At 63.0% G+C, this 21,447-nt stretch carries 23 protein-coding genes; 14 read left to right on the top strand and 9 right to left on the bottom strand.

What is annotated here, in order from left to right; all coding sequences use genetic code 11:
- Positions 1–14: 14 nt before the first annotated feature.
- Together AC1DZ5_RS04605 and AC1DZ5_RS04600 are read right to left on the bottom strand one after the other, a co-directional pair.
- Positions 15–2,240: a heavy metal translocating P-type ATPase gene (locus AC1DZ5_RS04605; protein WP_477886522.1), complete on the bottom strand. Its 2,226-nt coding sequence runs from the start codon at positions 2,238–2,240 to the stop codon at positions 15–17.
- 33 nt (positions 2,241–2,273) lie between these two features.
- The gene (locus tag AC1DZ5_RS04600) at positions 2,274–3,695 is read right to left on the bottom strand and encodes an MFS transporter (protein WP_477886520.1); all 1,422 of its coding nucleotides are present in this window, start codon (positions 3,693–3,695) and stop codon (positions 2,274–2,276) included.
- Positions 3,696–3,798: 103 nt separating this feature from the next.
- Between AC1DZ5_RS04600 and AC1DZ5_RS04595 the strand changes: the two genes are divergently transcribed.
- Positions 3,799–4,704, top strand: a complete 906-nt coding sequence (locus AC1DZ5_RS04595; protein ID WP_477886518.1) for a LysR family transcriptional regulator — start codon at positions 3,799–3,801, stop codon at positions 4,702–4,704.
- Positions 4,705–4,719: 15 nt separating this feature from the next.
- Here AC1DZ5_RS04595 and AC1DZ5_RS04590 read toward each other — a convergent pair whose 3' ends face one another.
- The gene (locus tag AC1DZ5_RS04590) at positions 4,720–6,120 is read right to left on the bottom strand and encodes a Fic family protein (RefSeq protein WP_477886516.1); all 1,401 of its coding nucleotides are present in this window, start codon (positions 6,118–6,120) and stop codon (positions 4,720–4,722) included.
- 89 nt (positions 6,121–6,209) lie between these two features.
- On the opposite strand from AC1DZ5_RS04590, the gene AC1DZ5_RS04585 reads away from it, so the two are divergent.
- The 11 genes from AC1DZ5_RS04585 to AC1DZ5_RS04535 all read left to right on the top strand — a co-directional run bounded on the left by AC1DZ5_RS04585 (position 6,210) and on the right by AC1DZ5_RS04535 (position 16,618).
- Positions 6,210–7,046, top strand: a complete 837-nt coding sequence (locus AC1DZ5_RS04585) for a helix-turn-helix transcriptional regulator (RefSeq protein ID WP_477886515.1) — start codon at positions 6,210–6,212, stop codon at positions 7,044–7,046.
- Positions 7,047–7,115: 69 nt separating this feature from the next.
- Entirely contained in the window at positions 7,116–7,745 is a 630-nt protein-coding gene (locus AC1DZ5_RS04580; RefSeq protein WP_477886513.1) for a YbhB/YbcL family Raf kinase inhibitor-like protein, read from the top strand.
- A gap of 70 nt (positions 7,746–7,815) precedes the next feature.
- Positions 7,816–8,013: a heavy-metal-associated domain-containing protein gene (locus tag AC1DZ5_RS04575; RefSeq protein WP_477886511.1), complete on the top strand. Its 198-nt coding sequence runs from the start codon at positions 7,816–7,818 to the stop codon at positions 8,011–8,013.
- On the top strand, positions 7,997–8,443 hold the full coding sequence (cueR, locus tag AC1DZ5_RS04570; protein ID WP_477886508.1) for a Cu(I)-responsive transcriptional regulator: 447 nt from the start codon (positions 7,997–7,999) through the stop codon (positions 8,441–8,443). Before AC1DZ5_RS04575 ends, cueR begins: the two co-directional genes overlap by 17 nt.
- Before the next feature lie 63 nt (positions 8,444–8,506).
- On the top strand, positions 8,507–9,238 hold the full coding sequence (creB, locus tag AC1DZ5_RS04565) for a two-component system response regulator CreB (protein ID WP_477886506.1): 732 nt from the start codon (positions 8,507–8,509) through the stop codon (positions 9,236–9,238).
- A complete protein-coding gene (gene creC, locus AC1DZ5_RS04560) occupies positions 9,235–10,701 on the top strand; it encodes a two-component system sensor histidine kinase CreC (RefSeq protein WP_477886504.1) in 1,467 nt (488 codons plus the stop codon). The genes creB and creC overlap by 4 nt, the downstream gene beginning before the upstream one ends.
- A gap of 28 nt (positions 10,702–10,729) precedes the next feature.
- Positions 10,730–11,647 carry a DUF4062 domain-containing protein gene (locus AC1DZ5_RS04555; RefSeq protein ID WP_477886502.1) on the top strand — a complete coding sequence of 306 codons (918 nt, stop codon included), beginning with the start codon at positions 10,730–10,732 and terminating at the stop codon, positions 11,645–11,647.
- A gap of 140 nt (positions 11,648–11,787) precedes the next feature.
- Complete coding sequence (locus AC1DZ5_RS04550; protein WP_477886500.1) at positions 11,788–13,905, top strand: VIT and vWA domain-containing protein; 2,118 nt, start codon at positions 11,788–11,790, stop codon at positions 13,903–13,905.
- 15 nt (positions 13,906–13,920) lie between these two features.
- Positions 13,921–14,772 carry an exosortase Q gene (gene xrtQ / locus AC1DZ5_RS04545; RefSeq protein ID WP_477886498.1) on the top strand — a complete coding sequence of 284 codons (852 nt, stop codon included), beginning with the start codon at positions 13,921–13,923 and terminating at the stop codon, positions 14,770–14,772.
- Positions 14,769–15,326 (top strand): hypothetical protein, encoded by a 558-nt coding sequence (locus AC1DZ5_RS04540; protein ID WP_477886495.1) that lies wholly within the window; start codon positions 14,769–14,771, stop codon positions 15,324–15,326. Before xrtQ ends, AC1DZ5_RS04540 begins: the two co-directional genes overlap by 4 nt.
- 29 nt (positions 15,327–15,355) lie before the next feature.
- Positions 15,356–16,618, top strand: coding sequence for a biosynthetic peptidoglycan transglycosylase (locus AC1DZ5_RS04535; protein WP_477886494.1), 1,263 nt, complete (start codon positions 15,356–15,358; stop codon positions 16,616–16,618).
- Here AC1DZ5_RS04535 and AC1DZ5_RS04530 read toward each other — a convergent pair.
- From AC1DZ5_RS04530 to AC1DZ5_RS04515, 4 genes are all read right to left on the bottom strand, one after another.
- Positions 16,615–16,896, bottom strand: coding sequence for a cytoplasmic protein (locus AC1DZ5_RS04530; protein ID WP_477886491.1), 282 nt, complete (start codon positions 16,894–16,896; stop codon positions 16,615–16,617). The two genes, AC1DZ5_RS04535 and AC1DZ5_RS04530, sit on opposite strands and share 4 nt — an antisense overlap.
- Before the next feature lie 403 nt (positions 16,897–17,299).
- Positions 17,300–17,641 (bottom strand): EF-Tu C-terminal domain-related protein, encoded by a 342-nt coding sequence (locus AC1DZ5_RS04525; protein ID WP_477886489.1) that lies wholly within the window; start codon positions 17,639–17,641, stop codon positions 17,300–17,302.
- 9 nt (positions 17,642–17,650) lie between these two features.
- On the bottom strand, positions 17,651–18,262 hold the full coding sequence (locus tag AC1DZ5_RS04520) for a hypothetical protein (protein ID WP_477886487.1): 612 nt from the start codon (positions 18,260–18,262) through the stop codon (positions 17,651–17,653).
- Positions 18,249–18,602, bottom strand: a complete 354-nt coding sequence (locus tag AC1DZ5_RS04515) for a low molecular weight protein tyrosine phosphatase family protein (protein WP_477886485.1) — start codon at positions 18,600–18,602, stop codon at positions 18,249–18,251. Before AC1DZ5_RS04515 ends, AC1DZ5_RS04520 begins: the two co-directional genes overlap by 14 nt.
- Before the next feature lie 266 nt (positions 18,603–18,868).
- Here AC1DZ5_RS04515 and AC1DZ5_RS04510 point away from each other — a divergent pair, with 266 nt between their 5' ends.
- Together AC1DZ5_RS04510 and AC1DZ5_RS04505 are read left to right on the top strand one after the other, a co-directional pair.
- Positions 18,869–19,150: a type II toxin-antitoxin system RelE/ParE family toxin gene (locus AC1DZ5_RS04510; RefSeq protein WP_477886483.1), complete on the top strand. Its 282-nt coding sequence runs from the start codon at positions 18,869–18,871 to the stop codon at positions 19,148–19,150.
- Between the two features lie 12 nt (positions 19,151–19,162).
- Positions 19,163–19,471, top strand: a complete 309-nt coding sequence (locus AC1DZ5_RS04505) for a HigA family addiction module antitoxin (protein WP_477886481.1) — start codon at positions 19,163–19,165, stop codon at positions 19,469–19,471.
- 212 nt (positions 19,472–19,683) lie between these two features.
- Here the strand turns inward: AC1DZ5_RS04505 and AC1DZ5_RS04500 are convergent, their stop codons facing one another.
- The gene (locus AC1DZ5_RS04500) at positions 19,684–20,934 is read right to left on the bottom strand and encodes a HipA domain-containing protein (RefSeq protein WP_477886480.1); all 1,251 of its coding nucleotides are present in this window, start codon (positions 20,932–20,934) and stop codon (positions 19,684–19,686) included.
- Positions 20,931–21,203 (bottom strand): helix-turn-helix domain-containing protein, encoded by a 273-nt coding sequence (locus AC1DZ5_RS04495; RefSeq protein WP_477886478.1) that lies wholly within the window; start codon positions 21,201–21,203, stop codon positions 20,931–20,933. Before AC1DZ5_RS04495 ends, AC1DZ5_RS04500 begins: the two co-directional genes overlap by 4 nt.
- Positions 21,204–21,447: the final 244 nt, after the last annotated feature.

The following is a 21,447-nucleotide window of genomic DNA, read 5'->3' as shown; positions in this document are numbered from 1 at the left end:
GGCTTGTTTCATGCTTAATCCGGCTTCCAGCGCTTGAGCAGCAGCGCATTGGTCATCACGCTCACCGAGCTGAGCGCCATGGCCGCACCGGCCACCACGGGACTCAGATAACCCAGCGCAGCGAGTGGGATGCCCGCCGCGTTGTAGGCAAAGGCCCAGAACAGGTTTTGCCGAATCTTGGCCACCGTGCGGCGGCTGATGTCCAGTGCGCCAGCCACCAGCAGCGGGTCACCGCGCATCAGCGTGATGCCAGCCGCGTGCATGGCCACATCGGTGCCACCGCCGTTGGGGTTGGCCATGGCCATGCCGACGTCGGCAGCGGCCAAGGCCGGGGCGTCGTTCACGCCATCACCCACCATGGCGACCACTTTTCCTCCTGCCTTCAACTCTGCCACCTTGGCGGCCTTGTCACCCGGCAGCACTTCGGCCAACACATCCTTCGCGTCCAGCCCCAGGCGTTTTGCCATGGCCTCGGCCGCACCCCGGTTGTCGCCGGAGATCATTACGGTCTGGATGCTGCGTGCCTTCAAGGTGGCCAGCGCTTCTTTGGCGCCGGGCTTGGGTTCGTCGGCAAAGGCCAACAGGGCAAGCAGCGTCACACTAGCCCCGGTGCGCTCGGCGATGGCAGACACGGTGGCGCCATCAACCTGCAGTTGTGCCGCCTGCGCATTCACAGCGGCCAGATCCACGCCCAACTCTTGCATCCAGCGCAGGCTGCCCAGCAGCAGGGTGCGCCCGGCCACCGCACCCTGCGTGCCGCGGCCAGGCACGGCTTGTACATCGGTGGGGGCTTGCACTTCCATCGCCTTGGTTTTGGCAGCCGTCACCACGGCGTGCGCCAGCGGGTGTTCACTGCCGCTTTGCAGGCTCGCGGCAAGTCGCAGTGCCTCGTCCTCCGCCAAGCCCACCGGCACCAGCGCAGTCAAGCGCGGCTGGCCCGCGGTCAGCGTGCCGGTCTTGTCGAAGGCCACCACGTTCACGGTGTGCGCCAGCTCGAGCGCCTGCGCGTCTTTGATGAGGATGCCGTGTTTGGCCGCCACCCCAGTGCCCGCCATGATGGCCGCCGGCGTAGCCAGACCCAACGCGCAGGGACAGGCAATCACCAGCACCGCCACAGCGTGGATCAGCGTCACCTCAAAGCTGTGGCCGGTGAACCACCAGGCCAGCAACGTCACCAGCGCAATCACCAACACCACGGGCACAAACACCGCACTCACCTGGTCCACCAGCCGCTGGATGGGCGCCTTGGCCGCCTGCGCGTCTTCCACCAGGCGGATGATGTGGGACAGCACCGTGTCCACCCCCACAGCGCGCACCTGCAGCACCACACGGCCCTCGCCATTGATGCTGCCGCCGGTGAGCTTGGCGCCCACCTCCTTGGTCACGGGGAGCGGTTCGCCGGTCAGCATGGATTCGTCCACCTGCGTGCGGCCTTCGAGCAGCGTGCCGTCCACGGGAAAGCGCTCGCCGGGCTTCACCACGATCTTGTCGCCCACCAACACCTCGGCCACCGGCACATCCACTTCGCCTTCACGCCCCAGCAAATGCGCGGTGTCAGGCCGTAGCGAATGCAGCGCGCGGATGGCGGCCGTGGTCTGGCGTTTGGTGCGCGCCTCCAACCACTTGCCCAGCAGCACCAGCGTCACCACCACGGCGCTGCTTTCAAAGTACAGGTGCGGCGCCATAACCGCCCCGCCATGCGCCGAATGGTCCGGCGCGGTCAGCCACAGCCACATGGACAGCGCCCAGCCCGCCGAGGTGCCCAGCGCCACCAGCAAATCCATATTGCCGGTGCGCGCCAAGAGCGCATGCCAACCGGCCTTGTAAAAACGCGCGCCCAAGATGAACTGCACCGGCGTGGCCAGCAGAAACTGCCATAGCGCGGGCAGCATCCAGTCTTTGCCAAACAGGTCGCCCACCATGGGCAGCACCAGCGGTGCGCACAGCGCCAGCCCAATACCCACCGGCCCAAAGCCCGCCCACGCAGAGGCCTCCACGGCGTCTATTGCTGCACTGGGCGCCAGTGGCTCGTAGCCCGCATCACGCACTGCACGGCGCAGTCGGGCTTCCATATTGGGGCCATGCACTTCGATGCGTGCAGATTCTGTGGCCAGGTTCACCGTGGCGCTGTCCACCCCAGGCACTTTCTTCAGGGCTTTTTCCACGCGCATCACACACGATGCGCAGGTCATGCCGCCAATGCCGATATCGATGGTCGCGGAGGTTGTTTGGTCAGTCATGGCGCAAGCTTAGGCCCTGCCATGGGGGGAAGGTCAAATCATGTTGCTAAAGGGGGCTTTTGCGCGCGCGCGTCCGCCCAGTGCCAAGGCCAAAGCAGCCACTACCAAGGCGGCTGCAACCGCAAAGGTGATCTGCAGGCCGCTGGCCACCGCCTCAGGGGGTGCGGTGCCAATATCGCTGGTGGCTGCGGCCCACGCAAACACGGCCCCCATGACGGAAGCACCGGTGACCAAGCCCAGGTTGCGCGACAGGTTCAACATGCCAGAGGTGACGCCGCGCTGGTCCGCGCGCACGTCCTGCATCGCCGCCGTGTTGTTGGCCGCCTGGAACAGCTGGTAACCGGGCGTCAACACCGCCATGGCAACGATGTAGCCCGCCACGCCCAGCAGCGGGGGCAACACCGACAAACCTACGGCCCCTGCCACCATGGCCACCAACCCCGCCACCACCATGCGCTGCGCACCCCAACGGTCCACCATGCGGCCCGCGAACACGCCGCTGACGGCAGAGACCACCGGCCCCACCGCCATCACACCGCCCACCCAGGTGGCATCCAGCCCCAGCCCGCGCGCTAGGTAAAACGGGCCCACCACCAGCGTCGCCATCATCACGGTGGACACCAGTGCGTTCATCGCCAAGCCAGCGCTCAGTCCGGCCTCACGGAACATGGCCAATGCCACCAGAGGCGATACGGCGCGGGCCTCGGTGCGCACAAACAAGGCCACGCCAAGCGCTGCGGCTGCCAGCAACGCCAAATTCAACAGACCCATGTGGCCGCGCCCCAAGGTCATGGCCAGCGCATAGGCTGCCAACGTGAGCGCCAACAGCAAGGTACCTGGATAGTCAAAGCGCACCACGGCCTGCGCTGCCGCCTTGCGGTCCACCGGCAGGCAACGCCAGGCCAGCATCATGGCCAGCGCGCCCAGTGGCAGGTTGATGAGGAACAGCGCGCGCCAGCCCAACGTGACCAGCAGCACACCGCCCAGCGACGGCCCCAGCGCCGTGCCCACGGCCGACATCGTGCCCAGCAGGCCCATGGCGCTGCCCGTGCGCGCCTTGGGAACAATCTCGCCCACCAGTGCCATGGTGATGGCCATCATCACCGCCGCGCCCAGGCCCTGCAGTGCGCGGGCCGCAATCAACAACGGCAACGTGGGCGCCAGCCCGCACAGGCCCGATGCCACCGTGAACAGCGCAATGCCACCCAGCAGCAGGCGCCTGCGGCCCACCACATCGCCCAACCGCCCCACGCTGACGATGAGCGTGGTGATGGCCAGCAGATAGGCCAGCACCACCCATTGCACCTGCTGGAACGATGCGCCAAACGCTAGCGCCAGCGTGGGCAGCCCCACATTGGCAATGCTGGTGCCCAGCGAAGACAGCAGCAGCGACAGGGACAAACTGGCCAGCGCCCCACGGGCAGCGGCTGAGAGGGGAGTGGGTGAGGTTTGCATGCTTGAAGCGTAGGTTTTTCAGTGGCATGGCGGAAGACGCAGCATTTGCACTATATTCATGCACATGACGCCATGTCACAGCCATTTGCGCTATCGTTCGCCCATGTCCACCCCCGACTTCAACCTGCTGGTCACGCTGGATGTTCTGCTGCAAGAAGGCAGCGTGGCAAGTGCCGCGCGGCGCCTGCGCCTGAGCCCCTCGGCCATGAGCCGGGCGCTGGCCCGCCTGCGCGAGACCACGGGCGACCCGCTGCTGGTGCGCGCCGGGCGCGGCCTAGTGCCCACACCCCGCGCACTCGAACTGCGTGAAAAAGTGGGCCAGCTTGTGCAGGACGCTGAAGCCGCGCTGCGCCCCACCGAACACATCGACCTGCAGCAGCTGGACCGCACCTTTGTGCTGCGCACCAGCGAAGGCTTTGTGGAGAACTTTGGCCCTGCGCTGATTGCCCGCGTGGCGGCCGAGGCGCCCAGCGTGCGCCTGCGCTTTGTGCAAAAGCCCGACAAGGACAGCGGCCCCCTGCGCGACGGCACGGTGGACCTGGAAACCGGCGTGGTGGAAGGCAGCATGGGCCCCGAGCTGCGCGCCCAGGCCCTGTTCCGCGACCGGCATATTGGCGTGGTGCGCGCCGGGCATCCGCTCAGCCAGGGCGAGATCACGCCTGCGCGTTATACGGCGGGACAGCATGTCAATGTCTCGCGCCGTGGCCTGGACAAAGGCCAGCTGGACGAGGCCCTGCAGGCGCTGGGGCTAGGGCGGCAGGTGCGCACCATCGTGGACGGCTTCTCCACCGCCGTGGCCTTGGCCCGCGCGTCCGACCTGATTGCCAGCGTGCCCGAGCGCCACACCGGTGTGCTGCGCGCCGGCATGCACAGCTTCGCACTGCCCTTTGCCACGCCGGAGTTCACCGTCTCCCTGCTCTGGCACCCGCGCCAGCACGCCGACCCGGCGCACCGCTGGTTGCGCGGGTGTGTGCGAGAAGTGTGTGCAGAGCTACCGCCGATACCTTGATGGTACGCCTGCCCTTTACCTCGCCAACCACCCCTCCACCTCCAACGGCCGCAAGCCAAACCGCACCGCCTTGCCTGCGTGCAGCGCCTTGAGCTCTGTCAGCGCAAGTGCAATAAAACCTGCCCGATCCGCTTGTGCCACCTCTGCAGGCACACGCATACGCAAAGCCTCCTCAGTCGCCGGCTCCATCGCTCGCACCATCACCGCGACCACCTCACCCAATGCCCGTCGATGGCGCAGACGGAACATATCCGGCTGCCCCATGTTTTGCTGCACCGCCACGTACTGCTGACAAGAACGCCCGTAAGCCCATACGAACACATCGCGCAGCAGCTCCACACGGTTGAGTTCGTACACGCCCAGCATGGCGTCCACATAGGCCTGCTGAGGTACGTCAATGAACGACAGCGGACACAGGTTGTGCCGGATGAAAGGAATGTTGGCAGCCAGGCGTGAGACACGCTTGTTCACATCCTCAAAGGGCTGCAGATAAGGCAGATGCACCATGAGAAAAAAGGCTTGCTCGAACGGGTCTTCAATCTCGGCTGCCATCTGCACCACGATGCCGAACAGGTCTTGCACACCTTGCGGCGAGACCAAGGGCAGGTACACGCTACCGCCAATCGCTACCGCACGCTGGCGCAAGCGTCCCTCGGACATCGGGTCAGCCATCAAGCCATCTGACAAAAAGGCATGCAACGCAATCACGGTGTCAGGCGTCAGGCTGGCGCGCGCGGGGTCAGCCACCAAGTACTCGATGGCCTCTTTGTGGTTGAGGATCATCTGGGTTTCCAGTGCGTCTTTGCCATCGGCCACCTGCCCTTGGGCGATCAGGCGCTCGGTGTCCAAGCGGCTATAGGTGTTGCCCTCCAGACGCGACGAGGCCCACGACAAGTCGATCAGCAAGCGGTTCAGGATGTCGCGCGCAAAGGTGCCTGCGGGGGTTTGCGCTGCGGGGGACTGACCCAAGACATGCAACTGGGCGCGCAATTCCGGGGGCAGGTAGGCGGTGACATTGGGCTGGTAGGCCTCCAGAAGCGCCTGTTGATAACCCACAGGCTTGCGCAGGTGGCGTGGCTGGCGCACATAGGCCTTGATGGCCTCGCCTTCTGGAGACGTAGGCACGTAGACCTCGGTGGGGTAGTCGGCGCCCGGCTCATGTACAGACAATGGCAAAAATGCGGATGTCGCAGAGGAAACCCGCTTCGTACTTGGCACCACGTAGCGCGCTGCGCGGCCCAACCCCACCAAGCTCAGCCGCCCCGCCTGCACCAGTGCGGCCAAACGGCGCTGCAATGTGCGCCGCGGTACGTCGCGGATGGCAACGGTGAGCGCTTCCACGGCCAGCCCGTCAGCATGCTGCGCAATCAACTGGACGAGGCGGTCAAAGTCTTCCGATGGGGTTAGGTTAGACATAGTGGCGCATAAAACGGGTATTGCGCCATTATTGCGCCAATCAAAATGGCGCGCAAGGCAAGTTGCGGCACATAAGCCAAACTATCGGCATGGACCCACATTTCTTCGACATCTCGGTAGCCGTCAGCCACACCCTGAAAACTGTGCGCGTGCGCAAGCACGGTGTGGTGTGGGTGCGCGCGGGCAGCAAGGGCATCATCACACCCCACCGCGCAGAGGGCCAGCTGCTGGTGCCCGCTGGCGGGTTGTGCCTGCTGGCCGCGGGCCACCAGTGGAATGTGTCCAACCACATCGGCCCCTCGGGGCGCTACGCAGCCAGCGTGTGGACCATTCCCGATGCGGTGGCCGATGCGTTTGCCAGCCACTACCCCGCGCTGGCCAGTCAGCCGCCGCTGAGCGGCTTTGCCACCACCACCGCGCCCGACGACTGGGCGCAGACCTGGGAGCGCGCCCAGCGCGCATCAGCCCAGACGCTCTCTACCAGCGCGGTGCACCGTGGCGTGGAGCTCTTGCTGACCCTGGCCGAACAGCGCCTGGTGTTCCCCAGCCGCGTGCAACTGTCGTGGACCGACCGGGTCACCAACCTGATTTCGCAGAGCCCCCATGCCGATTGGTCGGTGGACACACTGGCCCAGCATTTTCTGCTCAGCGGCAGCACGCTGCGCCAGCGTCTGCAGGACGAAAACAGCAACGTGACCGCCTGCCTGCACGAGGTGCGCCTGGAGCTGGGCCTGAGCCTGCTGCAGTCCACCGATATTCCGGTGGGGCAAATCTCGCAGCGCTGCGGCTACGAGTCGCACAGCCGGTTCACCGCCGCGTTTCGCAACCGCTTTGGCCTGAGCCCCTCGTCAGTCCGCACCGCTGACACCGTGGTGGCACGCCCCAGAAAAAGCGCTTTGGCACAAGAAACCAGCGCCATCGGCTAACGCCCCGGCAGCCTGCCGCCCAACAATCGTCTTGCGCAATGAGCGCAGTCTTTTGGAAGGAAAGCAGATATGACATTCACCGTACGCACATCCCTCAGCACCCTGGGCGCAGCCGCCTTGGTGGTCAGCAGCATGGCATTCGCCACCAGCGCAGCCTGGGCCCAAACCAAACCCTTCACCGTCAGCAGCCCGGACCTGGCATCGGGTTCGTTTGACAACCAGTTCGTGCTCAACGGCTTTGGCTGCCAGGGTGGCAATGTGTCGCCGGCCCTGCAGTGGGACAACGTGCCCGCCGGCACCAAGAAGCTAGCGCTCAGCGTCTACGACCCCGACGCCCCCACCGGCAGCGGCTTCTGGCATTGGACGGTCTACAACATCCCCGCCAGCGCCACCGGCCTGGCGCGCGGCGCGGGCAATGCGGCGACCACGCTGCCCGCCCCGGCCTTTGGTGGCAGCACCGACTTCCACGACACCGGCGCCACAGGCGGCAACGGCAACTACGGCGGCCCCTGCCCACCCGTGGGCGACAAGCCACACCGCTACATCTTTACGGTGTTTGCCTACGATGTGGACGACCTGCAGGCCGCTGGCGGCATCCCCAAAACCGGCACCGCGGGCCTGCACGGCTTCATCCTGAACAAGGGCCTGGGCGCGCACCTGCTGGGCAAGGCCAGCTTCACGGCCACCTACGGAAGATAAAGCCCTGCGCTTGACCCTCCCACGGTGGCAAGGTTCACAATTCCTGTATCCATTCAAAACAGGAGTTGTGATGCACCAAACCTTTACCGTTACCGGCATGACCTGCGGCCACTGCGAGAAAGCCGTCACCCGCGCCATTCAAGACGCCGACCCGCAAGCCCAGGTCACCATCGACCGCAGCCAAAACAAGGTGGCCGTGGAATCCACCCAGCCGCGCGACACCCTGGCCAAAGCCATTGCCGAAGAAGGCTATGCCGTTGCAGCCTAAACCTGCGGCAGTGTCCAGCGACCCGGTCAACATAGGCGAGGCGGCGCGCCAGAGTGGTGTGTCCGCCAAGATGCTGCGCCACTACGAATCGCTGGGGCTGTTGGGCAAGGTCAATCGCACGGACAGCGGCTACCGCCTCTACAGCCCGGCCGATGTGCACACGCTGCGCTTCATTAAGCGCTGCCGCGACCTGGGCTTCTCGATGGCCGAGATTGCTGAGCTGGTGGGCCTGTGGCAAAACCGCCGCCGCGCCAGCAGCAGCGTGAAAACCATTGCGCAAAAGCACATGGCGGAACTGACCCAGCGCATCGAAGCCATGCAAAGCATGCAGCGCACGCTGAGCGGCCTGGTGGACTGCTGCCATGGTGATGAGCGGCCCGACTGCCCCATCCTGGATGACCTGGCTGGTACGGCGCAAAACGCTACGTAATTGATAGCTGCTTGCGCATAGTCCACGGGGGCTGGAAGCCATTTTTACGCCACAATGCGCCCCATGGCCCTGAAACCGCGCATCCTCCTTGTTGAAGACGAGTCCGGCATTGCCGACACCCTGCAGTACGTGCTGTCCACCGATGGCTTTGCGCCCGTGTGGGCCAGTACGGCGGAAGACGCTATTCGCCTGTTCAGTGCCGAGCTGCCCGCGCTGGCCGTGCTGGACGTGGGCCTGCCCGACCTGAACGGGTTCGAGCTCTTCCGCCGCCTGCAGGCCCTGCCCGGCGGCAACCAGGTGCCCATGCTGTTTTTGACCGCGCGCAGCGACGAGATCGACCGCGTGGTGGGGCTGGAGCTTGGCGCCGACGACTACATCGCCAAACCCTTCTCGCCGCGCGAGCTGGTGGCGCGCGTGCGCACCATCCTGCGCCGCAGTGCGCGGCCCGTGGCCACTGCAACGCCTGCACCAGCAATGCCAACGGGTGCCCCCGCCATCTGGGCGCTGGACGAAGAGCGCCACCAAATCCGCTTCTACGGCAAGGCACTGGAGCTGTCGCGCTACGAATACGGCGTGCTGCGCCTGCTGGTGCAAAAGCCTGGCCGCGTCTTCACGCGCGACGAGCTGCTGCTGCAGGTCTGGGGTGGCGACAACGACAGCTTTGACCGCACGGTGGACGCCCACATCAAAACCCTGCGCGCCAAACTCAAGCTCGTCGCCCCCGGGCACGACCCTATCCGCACCCTGCGCGGGAGCGGCTACGCGCTGAGCGAAGAATTGCCGGCCACGCCTTGAGCAAGCGCAGCCGCATCTTCTTTGGCCTGCTGCTGATCTACGCGATCGGCATGGCCGCCGTGCTCTACCGCGTGGTCAGCGACCTGGACCCGCGTTACCGCGAGTCGGCCGAAGAGTCGCTGGTGGAAACCTCGCAGCTGCTGGCCACCCTCATCGAACAGGACGTGCGCGATGGCGCCATCGACACCGCGCGCTTGGACAGCCTCTTCAAAGCCGCCTACGCGCGCGAGTTCAGCGCCCAGATCTTCACCGTCACCAAGACCAAGGTGGAACTGCGCGCCTACGTCACCGACCGCAGCGGCACCGTGGTGTTTGACTCCACGGGCCAGTCGCAGGGCAAAGACTTTTCGCAATGGCGCGACGTGCAGCTCACGCTCAAGGGCGAATACGGCGCCCGCACCACGCTGGACATCCCGGGCGACCCCAACTCCGCCGTCATGTACATGGCCGCTCCCGTGCGCTGGACCAACAATGCGCAAGGCGCGGGCAGTGGCGAAATCATTGGCACCGTCACCGTAGGCAAACCTGTACAAACCTTCGGCCAGTTTGTGGCCGCCGCGCGCAGCCGCACGCTGTATGCGGGGCTCATCTCGGTGCTGGCCGTGCTGGTGCTGGCGGTCATGGTGTCCATGTGGCTGGTGCGGCCCTTTGGCCTGATTGCCGACTACGCGCGCTACATCAAGGCGCAGCAGGGCTTCCACCCCGGCCGCCTGCTGCGCCGCGCCTGGGACCTGATGCGCGCCGCCTACGACGAGATGCGCGACGCGCTGGCCGGGCGCAACTACGTAGCCGACTATGTGCAGACGCTCACGCATGAAGTGAAGAGCCCCCTGTCCGCCATCCGCGGCGCGGCCGAACTGTTGCAAGAGCCCATGGAAGAAGCCCAGCGCCAACGCTTCCTCACCAACATCCAGCGTGAGACCCAGCGCATCCAGGAGATGGTGGACCGCATGATGGAGCTGACCGCGCTGGAAACCCGCCGTGTGCTGGACAACGCCCAACCCGTGGCCCTGCTGCCGCTGCTGGACGAGTTGGCCCATGCCTCCCACGGCGTGGCCACACAGCGTGGCTGCCGCATCACTGTGGCCGCCAGCGAAGATGTGACCGTAGAGGCCGACCCCTTTTTGCTACGCCGCGCCGTCAGCAACCTGCTGGAGAACGCGCTGGACTTTTCACCGGAAGGCGGCCACATCGAACTCGGCCTGCAAGTGCAAGGCCGCTGGGCCCAGATCACCGTGCGCGACCAAGGCCCCGGCATCCCCGGCTACGCGCAGGACAAGGTGTTCGAGAAGTTCTATTCGCTGGCGCGGCCACACTCCAAGAAGAAGAGCACGGGATTGGGGTTGAGCTTTGTGAAAGAGATTGCTTCGCTGCACCGAGGGCGCATAGAGTTGGCAAATAGGCTCGACATAGAGGGAAGCGGTACTGCTGCTACGTTGTGGTTGAGGCGCCGCACTGACTAAAAACTATTCACAAACTAGAGATCTAAATATGGTCAACTTTGCAAGTAAACGGCTTCAGATCTTCGTTTCATCGACGTATACCGACCTAGTTCAAGAGCGACAAGCGGCGGTGGAAGCGATCCTGACAGCGGGGCATTTCCCCGCCGGCATGGAGCTATTTACGGCTGGTGACGAATCGCAAATGGAGGCTATCAAACAGTGGATTGATGAGTCGGACATCTATTTGCTGATCTTAGGTGGGAGGTACGGAAGTATTGAACCGAAATCAGGCAAGAGTTACACCCATCTAGAGTACGAATACGCGCTTCAGCAAGAGAAACCTCTATTTGCTTGCGTACTCACCGATGAGTTTATTGATGAAAAAGTGAAGGCGGTAGGCAAGTCAGTCCTCGAGATGAACGACCCAAACAAACTCAAAGAGTTCCGTGCACTCGTTTTGAGCAAGCTCGTAAAAATGTGCGAAGACACGAAAGACATAAAAATTGCAGTTGGTGAAACCTTAGCAAACCTGGCTCGAAGCAGCGAATTGGTTGGATGGGTGCGCGCAAACAACCACGCCGACATGTCTGCACTTGCAGATGAAATTGCAAGATTGAGTAGGGAGAATGCAACCCTCCGAAGTCAAGTTTCAGTTAAGCCAGAGATGTTTTTGATCGGTGGCCTCACCTTTGACGAAATTACAGAGCTGCTTAATTCCGCAAATGCACTGCAAGCACTAACCGAATACAGTGATCGGCTTCTGGCTTATGTAGGTGGCGGGTTTGAAGGGGGTTTGGGGATCAAAGGTCCTGCTGTGTTAAGCGAAGCTGTCAAAGTAGGTATTCTTTCCTCAGAAATGGAGATGCTTGGACAAGCAAGGTACAAGGTCACCCCTGAAGGTCGGACATATTTGTCTAAGCTGAAATTAGCCAAACTCCAAAAGGAAAAGGCATCTATTCAGTATTGAAGGCTGTCGATCTTCGTGTTTCCTTTCACCCCGTTTTCACACAGACTTCACACAAGCCCCTAGCCGCTTCAAACTGACTTCTCTCCCCGGCGGGATGCTCTCTCCACCGTGCAATACCGCACGCCGAATGGAGAAGCCCCATGGCACTTGTTGCTACCCACCCGGCCCCCGATGCCGCCACTGAGCCTCCCGCGCACACCACTGGCTCGCTGTCACGCTGGCTCTGGCTAGCCACCACCACGCTCTCTGCCGCCTGCTTTGTAGCGCTGGCCATCAGCCCCCCGGCGCACGCGCAAGACCGCGATGCGGCGCTCCGTCTCAAAACCGAGAGCCCCTATTTCTTCGTCAAAAGCGACAACCCTGGCGTGGACCAGTTGCCGCTCAAATCCACCCAGGTGAATGTGAAGGTCAGCGGCGTGATTGCCGACGTGACCGTGGTGCAGACCTACAAGAACGAAGGCCAGCGCGCCATCGAGGCCAAGTACGTGTTCCCCGGCTCTACGCGCGCGGCAGTGCATGGCATGAACGTGCGACTGGCAGACCGCCTGATCACTGCCAAGATCCGTGAGAAGCAGCAGGCCAAGATCGAGTACGACGCGGCCAAGCAAGAGGGCAAAACCGCCGCGCTGCTGGAGCAGCACCTGCCCAATGTGTTCCAGATGAATGTGGCCAACATCATGCCGGGCGACGATGTGAAGGTGGAGCTGCGCTACACCGAGCTGCTGCTGCCTACCGATGGCAACTACCAGTTCGTATTCCCCACCGTCGTGGGCCCGCGCTACAACAGCCCACAGAGCGGCCAGGCCAACGCGACCTGGGTGGCCCAGCCCATCCTGCCCCAGGGCCAAAACACGCCCACCAGCGCGGCGGCCCCTGCGTTTGACATCCATGTGACGTTGAACACGCCCATTGGTGTGAAAGAAGTGCGCTCCAGCTCGCACACCATCAGCAGCTACACCGAGCAGGGCGGCACCACCGTGGTGGGCCTGAACCCCACGGCCGAGCCCACCAACAACCGCGACTTCATCCTGAACTACCGCTTGGCGGGCGACAAGATAGAAACCGGCGTGATGCTCTACAAGGGCCAGGACGAGAACTTTTTCCTCGCCATGGTGGAGCCACCCAAGGCCCCGGCCGCCACGGCCATCACGCCGCGCGAATACATCTTTGTGGTCGATATCTCGGGCTCCATGCACGGCTTTCCGCTGGACACGGCCAAGGCCGTGCTGCGCGAGCTGATTGGCGGCCTGCGCCCCAGCGACACCTTCAACGTGCTGCTGTTCTCGGGTAGCAACAGCTTTTTGAATGCCACCTCGGTGCCAGCCACTAAAGCGAATATCGAGCAGGCCATCCGCACCATCGACAAGGAAGGCGGCGGTGGCAGTACCGAGCTGATCCCGGCACTCAAGCGTGTGTATGCCCAACCCAAGAACGCCGATGTGTCGCGCACCGTGGTGGTGGTGACCGACGGCTATGTGACCGTGGAGCGCGAAGCCTTTGAGCTGGTGCGTAACAACCTCTCCAGCGCCAACGTGTTTTCGTTCGGCATCGGCTCCAGCGTGAACCGCCACCTCATGGAAGGCCTGGCCCGTGCGGGCATGGGCGAACCCTTCATCATCACCCAACCTGCCGAGGCCGCCGAACAAGCTGCCCGCTTCCGCAAAATGATTGACTCCCCCGTGCTCACCAATGTGAAGGTGCGTTTTGAAGGCCTGGACGTGTACGACGTGGAACCCCGCCAGTTGCCCGACCTGCTGGCCCAGCGCCCGCTTATCGTGTTTGGCAAATGGCGCGGTGATGCCAAGGGCACGTTGATTGTGGATGGCAACTCCGCCAGCGGCCCCCTGCACTTCAGTATGCCCATCAACGCTGGCAATGCCACCGACACCGCCGCCCTGCGCCACCTGTGGGCCCGCCACCGCATTGCCGCACTGAGCGACCAGGAAGCCCTGGAAGGCGGCAGCGCCGCCAAGGACGCCATTACCGACCTGGGCCTGAAATACAGCCTGTTGACGCAGTACACCAGCTTCCTGGCCGTGGACCAGGTAGTGCGCAACAAGGCGCCGGCCGACAGCCCCAGCGTGAACCAACCCTCACCCTTGCCGCAAGGTGTGGAGAACTCGGCCCTGGGCGCCGAAGTGCCCAGCACACCCGAGCCCGCCACCTGGGGTGCGATCCTGGTGACGCTGTCGGTGTTGGCCATGCTGGCGCACCGCCGTCGCCGCGCATCCCTGCGCGCCCACCACTACACCAGCTAAGCAGGAGATTTGGCCATGGCACTGCCCCGCCTTTTGCACATGCCCCGTTTTGTGCGCTTTGGCATCGCGCTGGACACCGCGCCCGAATGGCGCTGGCTGGCCCTGCTGGCCCTGGCGCTGTGGCCCACCTGGTGGTGGATGGGCCTGCGCATGGTGGACGGCTCGGACGACCCGCTGGGGCTGCTGGCCCTGGCGGCCCTGGGCGGCCTGCTGTGGCAGCACCGCCGGCACCTGCGTGCCGCACCGCGCCTGGGTTTTCAGGTGACAGCGCTGGCCGGTGCGGTGCTGACCACGGCATTACACCAGCAGCTGCCGGACCTCGTGGTGGCGCTTATCGGCCTGCTGTCGGTGGCCGCGGGGCTCATCGCCTTTCTGCCTGCGCGCGTGGCCACCGCGCCGGTGCTGGGCTTGTCCGTGCTGTCGTTGCCGCTGCTGGCCTCGCTGCAGTTTTATGCGGGCTTTCCACTGCGCGTGGTCACCGCCGAAGCCAGCCGCTGGTTGCTGTCCATCGCCCACACCGTGGAGCGCACGGGCAGCAGCCTGGTGGTGGATGGCCAGCTCATCATCGTGGACGCGCCCTGCTCGGGTGTGCAGATGGCGTGGCTGGGTTACTTCACGGCGTGCGTAGTAGCGTTGGCTACCAGCAAAAGCAACACCACCTTTCTGCTGCGCCTGCCGGTGGTGGGTGCACTGGTGCTGCTGGGCAATGTGCTGCGCAACACCGTGCTGGTGGCCACCCAAGCATCAGGCGCGCACCTGCCCGGCTGGAGCCATGACGCCGTGGGCCTGCTGGTGTTGGCTGCCGTGTGCGGCGGCATTGCCTGGGCCATGGGCCGCACTGCAAATTTGGAGCGCGCGACATCATGAGCCTCTTGGAAAACCGTTTCTTGAACCGCGTGCTGCACAAGACACTGTGGGCCGCGCTGCTGCCGCTGTGTGCACTGTGGGGCATAGGCCAGGCCGTGGCCGAACACTCGGCACCGCAGGATGCGAACACCGCCGCGCAGAGCGTGGAACTGCCCACCGAATGGCAAGGCACGCCGCTGCGCCCGCTGGCACTCAGCGAAGTGGAACTGCGCTTTGCCAAACACTTTCCTGGCACGCTGGCGCGCCTGACCGATGGCCGCCAGGTGCTGGTGCTGCGCACGGTGGACCGGCCCACCCGCATGCTGCACCCCGCCACCGACTGCTACCGCGGCCTGGGCTACCGCATCCGCAATGAGCAGCTGGAGGAGCAAGCAGACAAGACCCGCTGGCGCTGCTTTGTGGCCGACCGCGGCGGCCGCGCCGTGCGCGTGTGCGAACGCATTGAAGACGCGCAAGGCCAGGGCTTCACCGATGCCTCGGCCTGGTACTGGGCGTCTACCGCTGGCCAGTCCACGGGGCCATGGAAGGCCATCACCGTGGCCACCCCGCTCTAAGCCTGTTGTGTTCTTGCAAGGATGATGTTGTGCGCAAACTGTTGTGGGCTACGGCCCGGGTTTTGGTCTTTACCGCGGTGCTGGCCATGCTGGGCCTGAGCGCCCTGCTGTTCACGGCGCGTGCCGTCGTGCGCCCCGCACCGGGCGACTGGGCCACGACCTTGCGTGTTGGGCCACTAAACATGGATGTGGGCGTAGCTGCACTCATCCAGTGGGGCAGCACACCGTGGATTGCCAAGCAGCTGCATGGCCGCACCCTGCCCACGCGCCTGGGCGATGTGCACATAGCGTGGGACGACGCCACCCAGCAACTCAGTCTGCACTGCCAACCCTGCACGCTGCGCAGCAGCAGCTGGGGCGGCGAGCCGCTGCGCCTGCAAGACGTGCGCATGACCGTGCGCCGCAACGCCACCGAGCTGCGCGGTACGCTGCAGAGCGGTGCTGTCACGGCCACCTGGCATGGCGCACTGCGCCCCACCGGCATCACACTGCACATCGATGTACCCACCACCCCGGTGGCCGATGGCTACGCGCTGTTCGCCAATGCCATCCCCGAGGTCACCACCGCGCAGATCGACGGCACGTTTTCGCTGAAGGCCACGCTGGAGTTGCCCGGCAAGGCGCTGACGGTGCAGCCGCGCCTGGAAGGCATGGCCGTACAAGGCCTGGGCACCGAAGCCTGGGCGCAGGCGCAAAGCCAATGCAGCCAGGGCCTGCCCGTGGCCATGGCGAAGGCCACGCTGCGCGCCGACAGCCTGCTGGCCCGCGCCGTGCTGGCGGCCGAAGACCAGCGCTTTTATGAACACCCCGGCTACGACCTGGTGGAGATGAACAAGGCCCTGCGCAGCAACCAGGTGGAGGACGCCACCCTGCGCGGCGCCAGCACGCTGTCGCAACAAGTGGCCAAGCTACTGGTCACTGGCGGCGAACGCTCGCCTGTGCGCAAGCTGCGCGAGCTGCTCTACGCGGTGGAGATGGAACAAACCCTGGGCAAGGCGCGCATCCTGCAGCTATACCTGAGCCACGCGCCCTGGGGCGCCACCGTGTGCGGCGCGCAGGCCGCGGCCCACATTTACTTTGGCAAACGCGCCGACCAACTCACCACCGCCCAGGCCGTGTGGCTGGCCGCCATGCTGCACAACCCCGCCCTGGAAGCCCAACGCTGGAGGGCGCACGGCAGCATCAACCTGGAGCGCGCCCAGTGGGTAGCCGCCGGACTGCGATCCCTGCCCAAACGCGACCGGGCGGCGCTGCTGGAGGCACTGCCGCAGCTGGTGTGGGCCACACGCTAAAACCAACGCTTGTTCATTTGCCTAAGAAAGTCGCGGGTAACGGGGTAATCGGAGGCAGCGCCGATCACCGAGTCAATTCCACAATGCGGGCAAAGAGCGGTGCAACCTGGGTCGGTCTCGCTGTTACCTCCAGGGGTCTCAGGAAAATCCGTCCATTCCTTGATGACGCTTGGAGAAAAGACTGCGAGGCAGTGAAAACAACCGCAAACGCCACTAGCTTCAACTTCAGCACGATGCATAGAAGAATGCTTGTGTGCAGCGACAACATCAGATTTCATCGTTCACTCCCGAGCGGTTCCGCAAACTACGCAAGAATTTGCAGCAGGCGTTCTCAATGGTTTGCCACATGATTGACAAGGAGGGCCATAGAGACTCAAGCGATGATGAAACAAAGCATTGGGGTTGGTTTCCTTGAACCCCGACATGCGTTCATACATTGCCAAGGCTTCTTGCCCAAATCCCTTTTGTGTAGCCTCAGCAAGACCGCACTGGTGTTCTTCTCGATAGCGCTTTATCTGCTCGATCCCAGACGTCAAATGTGGGGCTACTTCGCTCCACTCTTCATCTGTCAGCATGGGAATGTCTACACAGCAACGCCAGCAGTAAATAGTTTTTGGCATTGCGCCAGCTCCCTTTTATAACTTCAGGCCCGTTATTTGCTCGCCCTCAGAAACTACGCTTCTATCCAGACGCCTTACCTAGCTCTTTCGCCGATTGCTCCAAATTGAGAATAGCAGTCACTGTCCCTCGCCCAACGACGCGCGGTCCCTCCATGATTTCGAATTCCATGCCTGGTGAGACCTTGCCCCAATGGCATTGAGGACTCATAAACCACAGCAAAGTCCTGGCGGTTTCTCCAAGTTGCACCCACTCCCTCTCTGGATACTCTTGGTGGGCGTCCCATTGATGATCGTCATAAAAAAACTGCGGCCGATAGCCTGATCGCACAGGACCATTTCGCCCACCCTCTGCCGTGGTGAGAAAGTAGATTTGGGCTTCGATGTCTGGTGGTCTGTTTGGCATAGAGTATTTCTAGACCCTTTTCCAGTGCATTTGCTTCTTGTCGGTTTCAAAGTCAGTCACGTAGTCAAAAGCATCGTTAGATGTCCACGCAACGAAATCCCCGTAATCAGCAATTCTTGCGACTTCAACTAGCGGCAAGGCCATTGGCTTTGAAAAGTCAAAAACCACCAGTTCGTAAGGGCAAGCCCAATAGCAGCCATCCACCGCCAAAAGCGAACCATCGGGCGATGGATGGGCAGCCGCCCAGCAGAAACCACCACCTGTAAATGCTTCGTCAGGGAAGTGAACCTCCCACCGCTTTTCGTCCAATGCCACCACGCTGTAGCCTTGGTAATCTTCGCCGCACAGCAGGTACTCGTGTCCAGTTGGCAAAGTAACCCACGTATGCCAAAAGATGCCGTAGTTCCGCTTTACGTCGGCGACCGTTTGCCCCCCTGAAATAGCGCGTACGACTCCCCGGGAATAGTCCCAAGAGTTTGTCCCGGATGAATAGGTTTGCACTTCCAAACTAAATCGTCCAGACGAAGAGACGTGAAACACTGTATCTGCCTCTACTCTGTGTTTGGACTCAAACTTCGACAGGATCTCCGCCCGCCACTTGGCATACCTATCGCGATCCATTGGAACCTCCTTGGGTGTGGCTATCCAGAATCCCCTCAACCCCGCTACGCACCAGTTCCACCAACTCAGGGTCCATGTAGCGGTAGTCGTCCGGAATATCCAGCACATGGAGGAGCTTGCCTTGAAGCAGCTCCCGAAAGCTGGCCTTGAGCTGGGTGGCGTGCTTGTCCTCCATCACGCACACGGCGTCCGCCCACAAGATGTCAGCCTCGGACACCGGGTGGCGGGCGTTGCGGCTGGTGCCGCCGGAGCGCACCGACAGGCCGGGGTGCTTGCGCCAGACCTGTTCGGCGGTGGGGCTGCGCCACTGGTTGCGGCTGCAGACAAAAAGGAGGTTCATGGGGTTGCGACTCAGAGTTATGGACATTTTAGGCCTCCAGCCCCCGCCAACATTGCGCTAGCAGCTATCAAAGTAGTAGCGATCTGGGTCGCAGGTTGCTCGACGCACGAAGGCGCACGGCAATATCAACCTGAAGCGGACCCAGCAGGGGGTGAGCGTCCAAATCGGCGCTGGCACCGTTCTCCAGTAACTCCGCGAGTCGTACGCGAGCATGGGCAGGTCCTTGCGCCCGCCCTTCAATAAACAAATTGTTTATAATTCGGCAAATGATCGAGACCTTTGCCAGCGTCGAAACCGAGCGCCTGTTTGCCACTGGCAAGTCGCGACGCCTGCCGCCGGACATCCTCAAGCGTGCGGTGATGCGTTTGACACAGCTGGACGCTGCGACAGAAGTCGATGACTTGCGCATACCGCCCTCCAACCGGCTGGAGGCCTTGACGGGCGACTTGGCAGGCAAGTGGAGCATTCGCATCAACGACCGCTGGCGCCTGTGCTTTCGGTTTGAGCGCGGCAATGCCTTTGACGTTGAAATCGTGGACTACCACTGAGGAGTGATTGAGATGACTACCAAAAGCCCTACCAATGGTCTGCCACCCATTCACCCTGGTGAGTTTCTGCGCGAAACCCTGGACGACATGGCGCTGACCCAAGCCGCATTGGCCGATGCCATTGGCGTGTCGCCCATGCGCGTCTCGCACGTGCTCAAAGGTGACCGCCCAGTGACTGCTGAGTTGGCCCTGCGCCTGGGCCGTGCACTGGGTCAAACCCCGCAGTACTGGCTAAACCTGCAAAGTACCTACGACCTGAAAGTAGCCCAGGCTGAAATGAAAGACAGCATCAAGGCGGTACGCATGCTGGCGGCGGTGTAGCCCCAACGTGATGGGCCCACCGCTGCGCACAGCGTGGTTGGATGGGCTTGCCCTGGTGAGGGTTGCCACTCAGAGTTAGAGACATTTAAGGCCTCTAGCCCCCGCCAACATTGCGCTAACAGCTATCAAAACAGGAGCAGCTTGCACCACACGGACACAACTCGGGTCAGCGTGGCGCTACCGAACAGGTGCACCATGAGTCGATCACACGCTTACTGCATACGCTTCACGGTCTGCCGAGTCGCATTCCCCACAAACTGAACCAGCCGCTCGGCCATCACCGCGTCGTTGGGGGCCAGCAGCGGAGCCAGGGTCTGCGCCGCCTTCTCCAAGCTTGCGGGTAATTGCGCTGCCAGCGCTATGCCGGTGCTCAGTACGAATGTGGGCCGCAAGTTCAGTTGCTCCGCCATGGCTACCCAATGGGGACGCTCCATGTCACCCGGCAAGCTGGTGCCGCCGATGTGGAAGGCGAAGTGTTGTGCCAGCCCCGGGTAGATCCGGGTGCACATCAGGTCATAAAACGGCGTCAACCGCACAACACCTGGGACTGGGCTGTAAATGGACAGGTTTTTGGCATGGCTGTCGTTGTTGCCAGTGAACACGTTAAAAAATACCCAGGCCACCAAGCGGCGCAGGTCCAGGGCGGGGACCGTGGAATATCGGCGCACCAGCTCTGCACAGTCTTTGAGGCTGGGGCCGCCTTCGGCCTCGTACTTCTTGCCAGATGGCAGGGCGCTGAGTTGGCACAAGTCGTACTGCATGCGGCGCCCCACTTGGCCATCCGCCAACACCGCGCGATCAAACCGCTCCACCACGCATGCACGCGTAGTGGGCTCGTAAAACACGGGCGCGACGTCCAGGCCACACAAGGCGGCGGTGCGCATCACCAGGGTTTCGTTGATGGCGGAGGCCCAGATGCCTTCGAAACGGCGCATGTCGGGCTTGACGATGTGGGTGGATGGGCTGGTGCCCAGCCCCAGACGGGGCACACCATCGGCAAACAAGGCAATGGAGAGTTTGTCTTGCGCGCCCGCCAATGAGATGCGAACACCATCGCCCTTGAGATGAACGGCCGCTGCAGTTTTGCTCTGCAACTCTGCCGCCAGGGCTTGCCAAGAGGTGGCTTGGTAGCTGGGCGGCTGCGGCAATTGGTCACCCGCCAGCAAAACAAAGCCACCCGCCGTGTCGCCCGCAACGGCCTGCAGCAAACCAAACAGGGTGCTGGTTTGCTTGGCCGCGAACAGATAAGCGCGCAGCTCGCCCTCGGGCAGCAGGTTTTCAAAGAAGGCCGTTACGCAGGGCGCGTCGGAGGGGCCCGGCTCCAGGGGGATGGTGCCCACACACAGCGTGCTGGCGGATAGCCATTCAAGGTCGTATGCGAAGGACAGGGGTTGGGTGTCGTACACCCAACCAACGCGTTGATTTTCAAAATACAGCCCCAGGCTGGGTGCGGCAACATTCATGACAAGCGCCCGGACTTGGCCTGCACCACCAATTCCAGGCCGAGCAGTTCTAGCAAATCCAGGGCCTTTTGCAGCTGGATGGTGGGCTTGCCGTTCTCCAGGTCCCCCACAAAACGGGTGCCGGTATTCCCGAGCCCAGCCACATCGTCTTGCTTCAGGCCCAGATGCTGGCGCTGCTGGCGCGCCGCCGCGCCTAGGTCTGCACTGGTGCGCACGACGCTCGGCAAGCCAATCTTACTGAGCGGTAATGCAGTGTTGTCGCTGGGCATGCTGGACCTCATAAATTACCGATCGGTAATTTTAAGGGAAAACTAGTGCTCACGCCACGCCAACTTACCGAGCGGTAGTTCAATCGGCTAATTGATATTAAATTGGCCTCTAGCCCCCGTCGAATATGCGCAAGCAGCTATCAAAGTAGTAGCGACTTGCACCAGAGAGCAGCCCCGCACTGCACCAAATCAAGCACTGAAGTCACCTCCGGATATTGTTGCAACGCACAAACCCGGTGCATTT

It is taken from the genome of Rhodoferax sp. P1_F3 (assembly GCF_056405715.1).
Note: the sequence above shows the minus strand (reverse complement) of the source record. Positions and strands in the feature narration are given on the sequence as shown.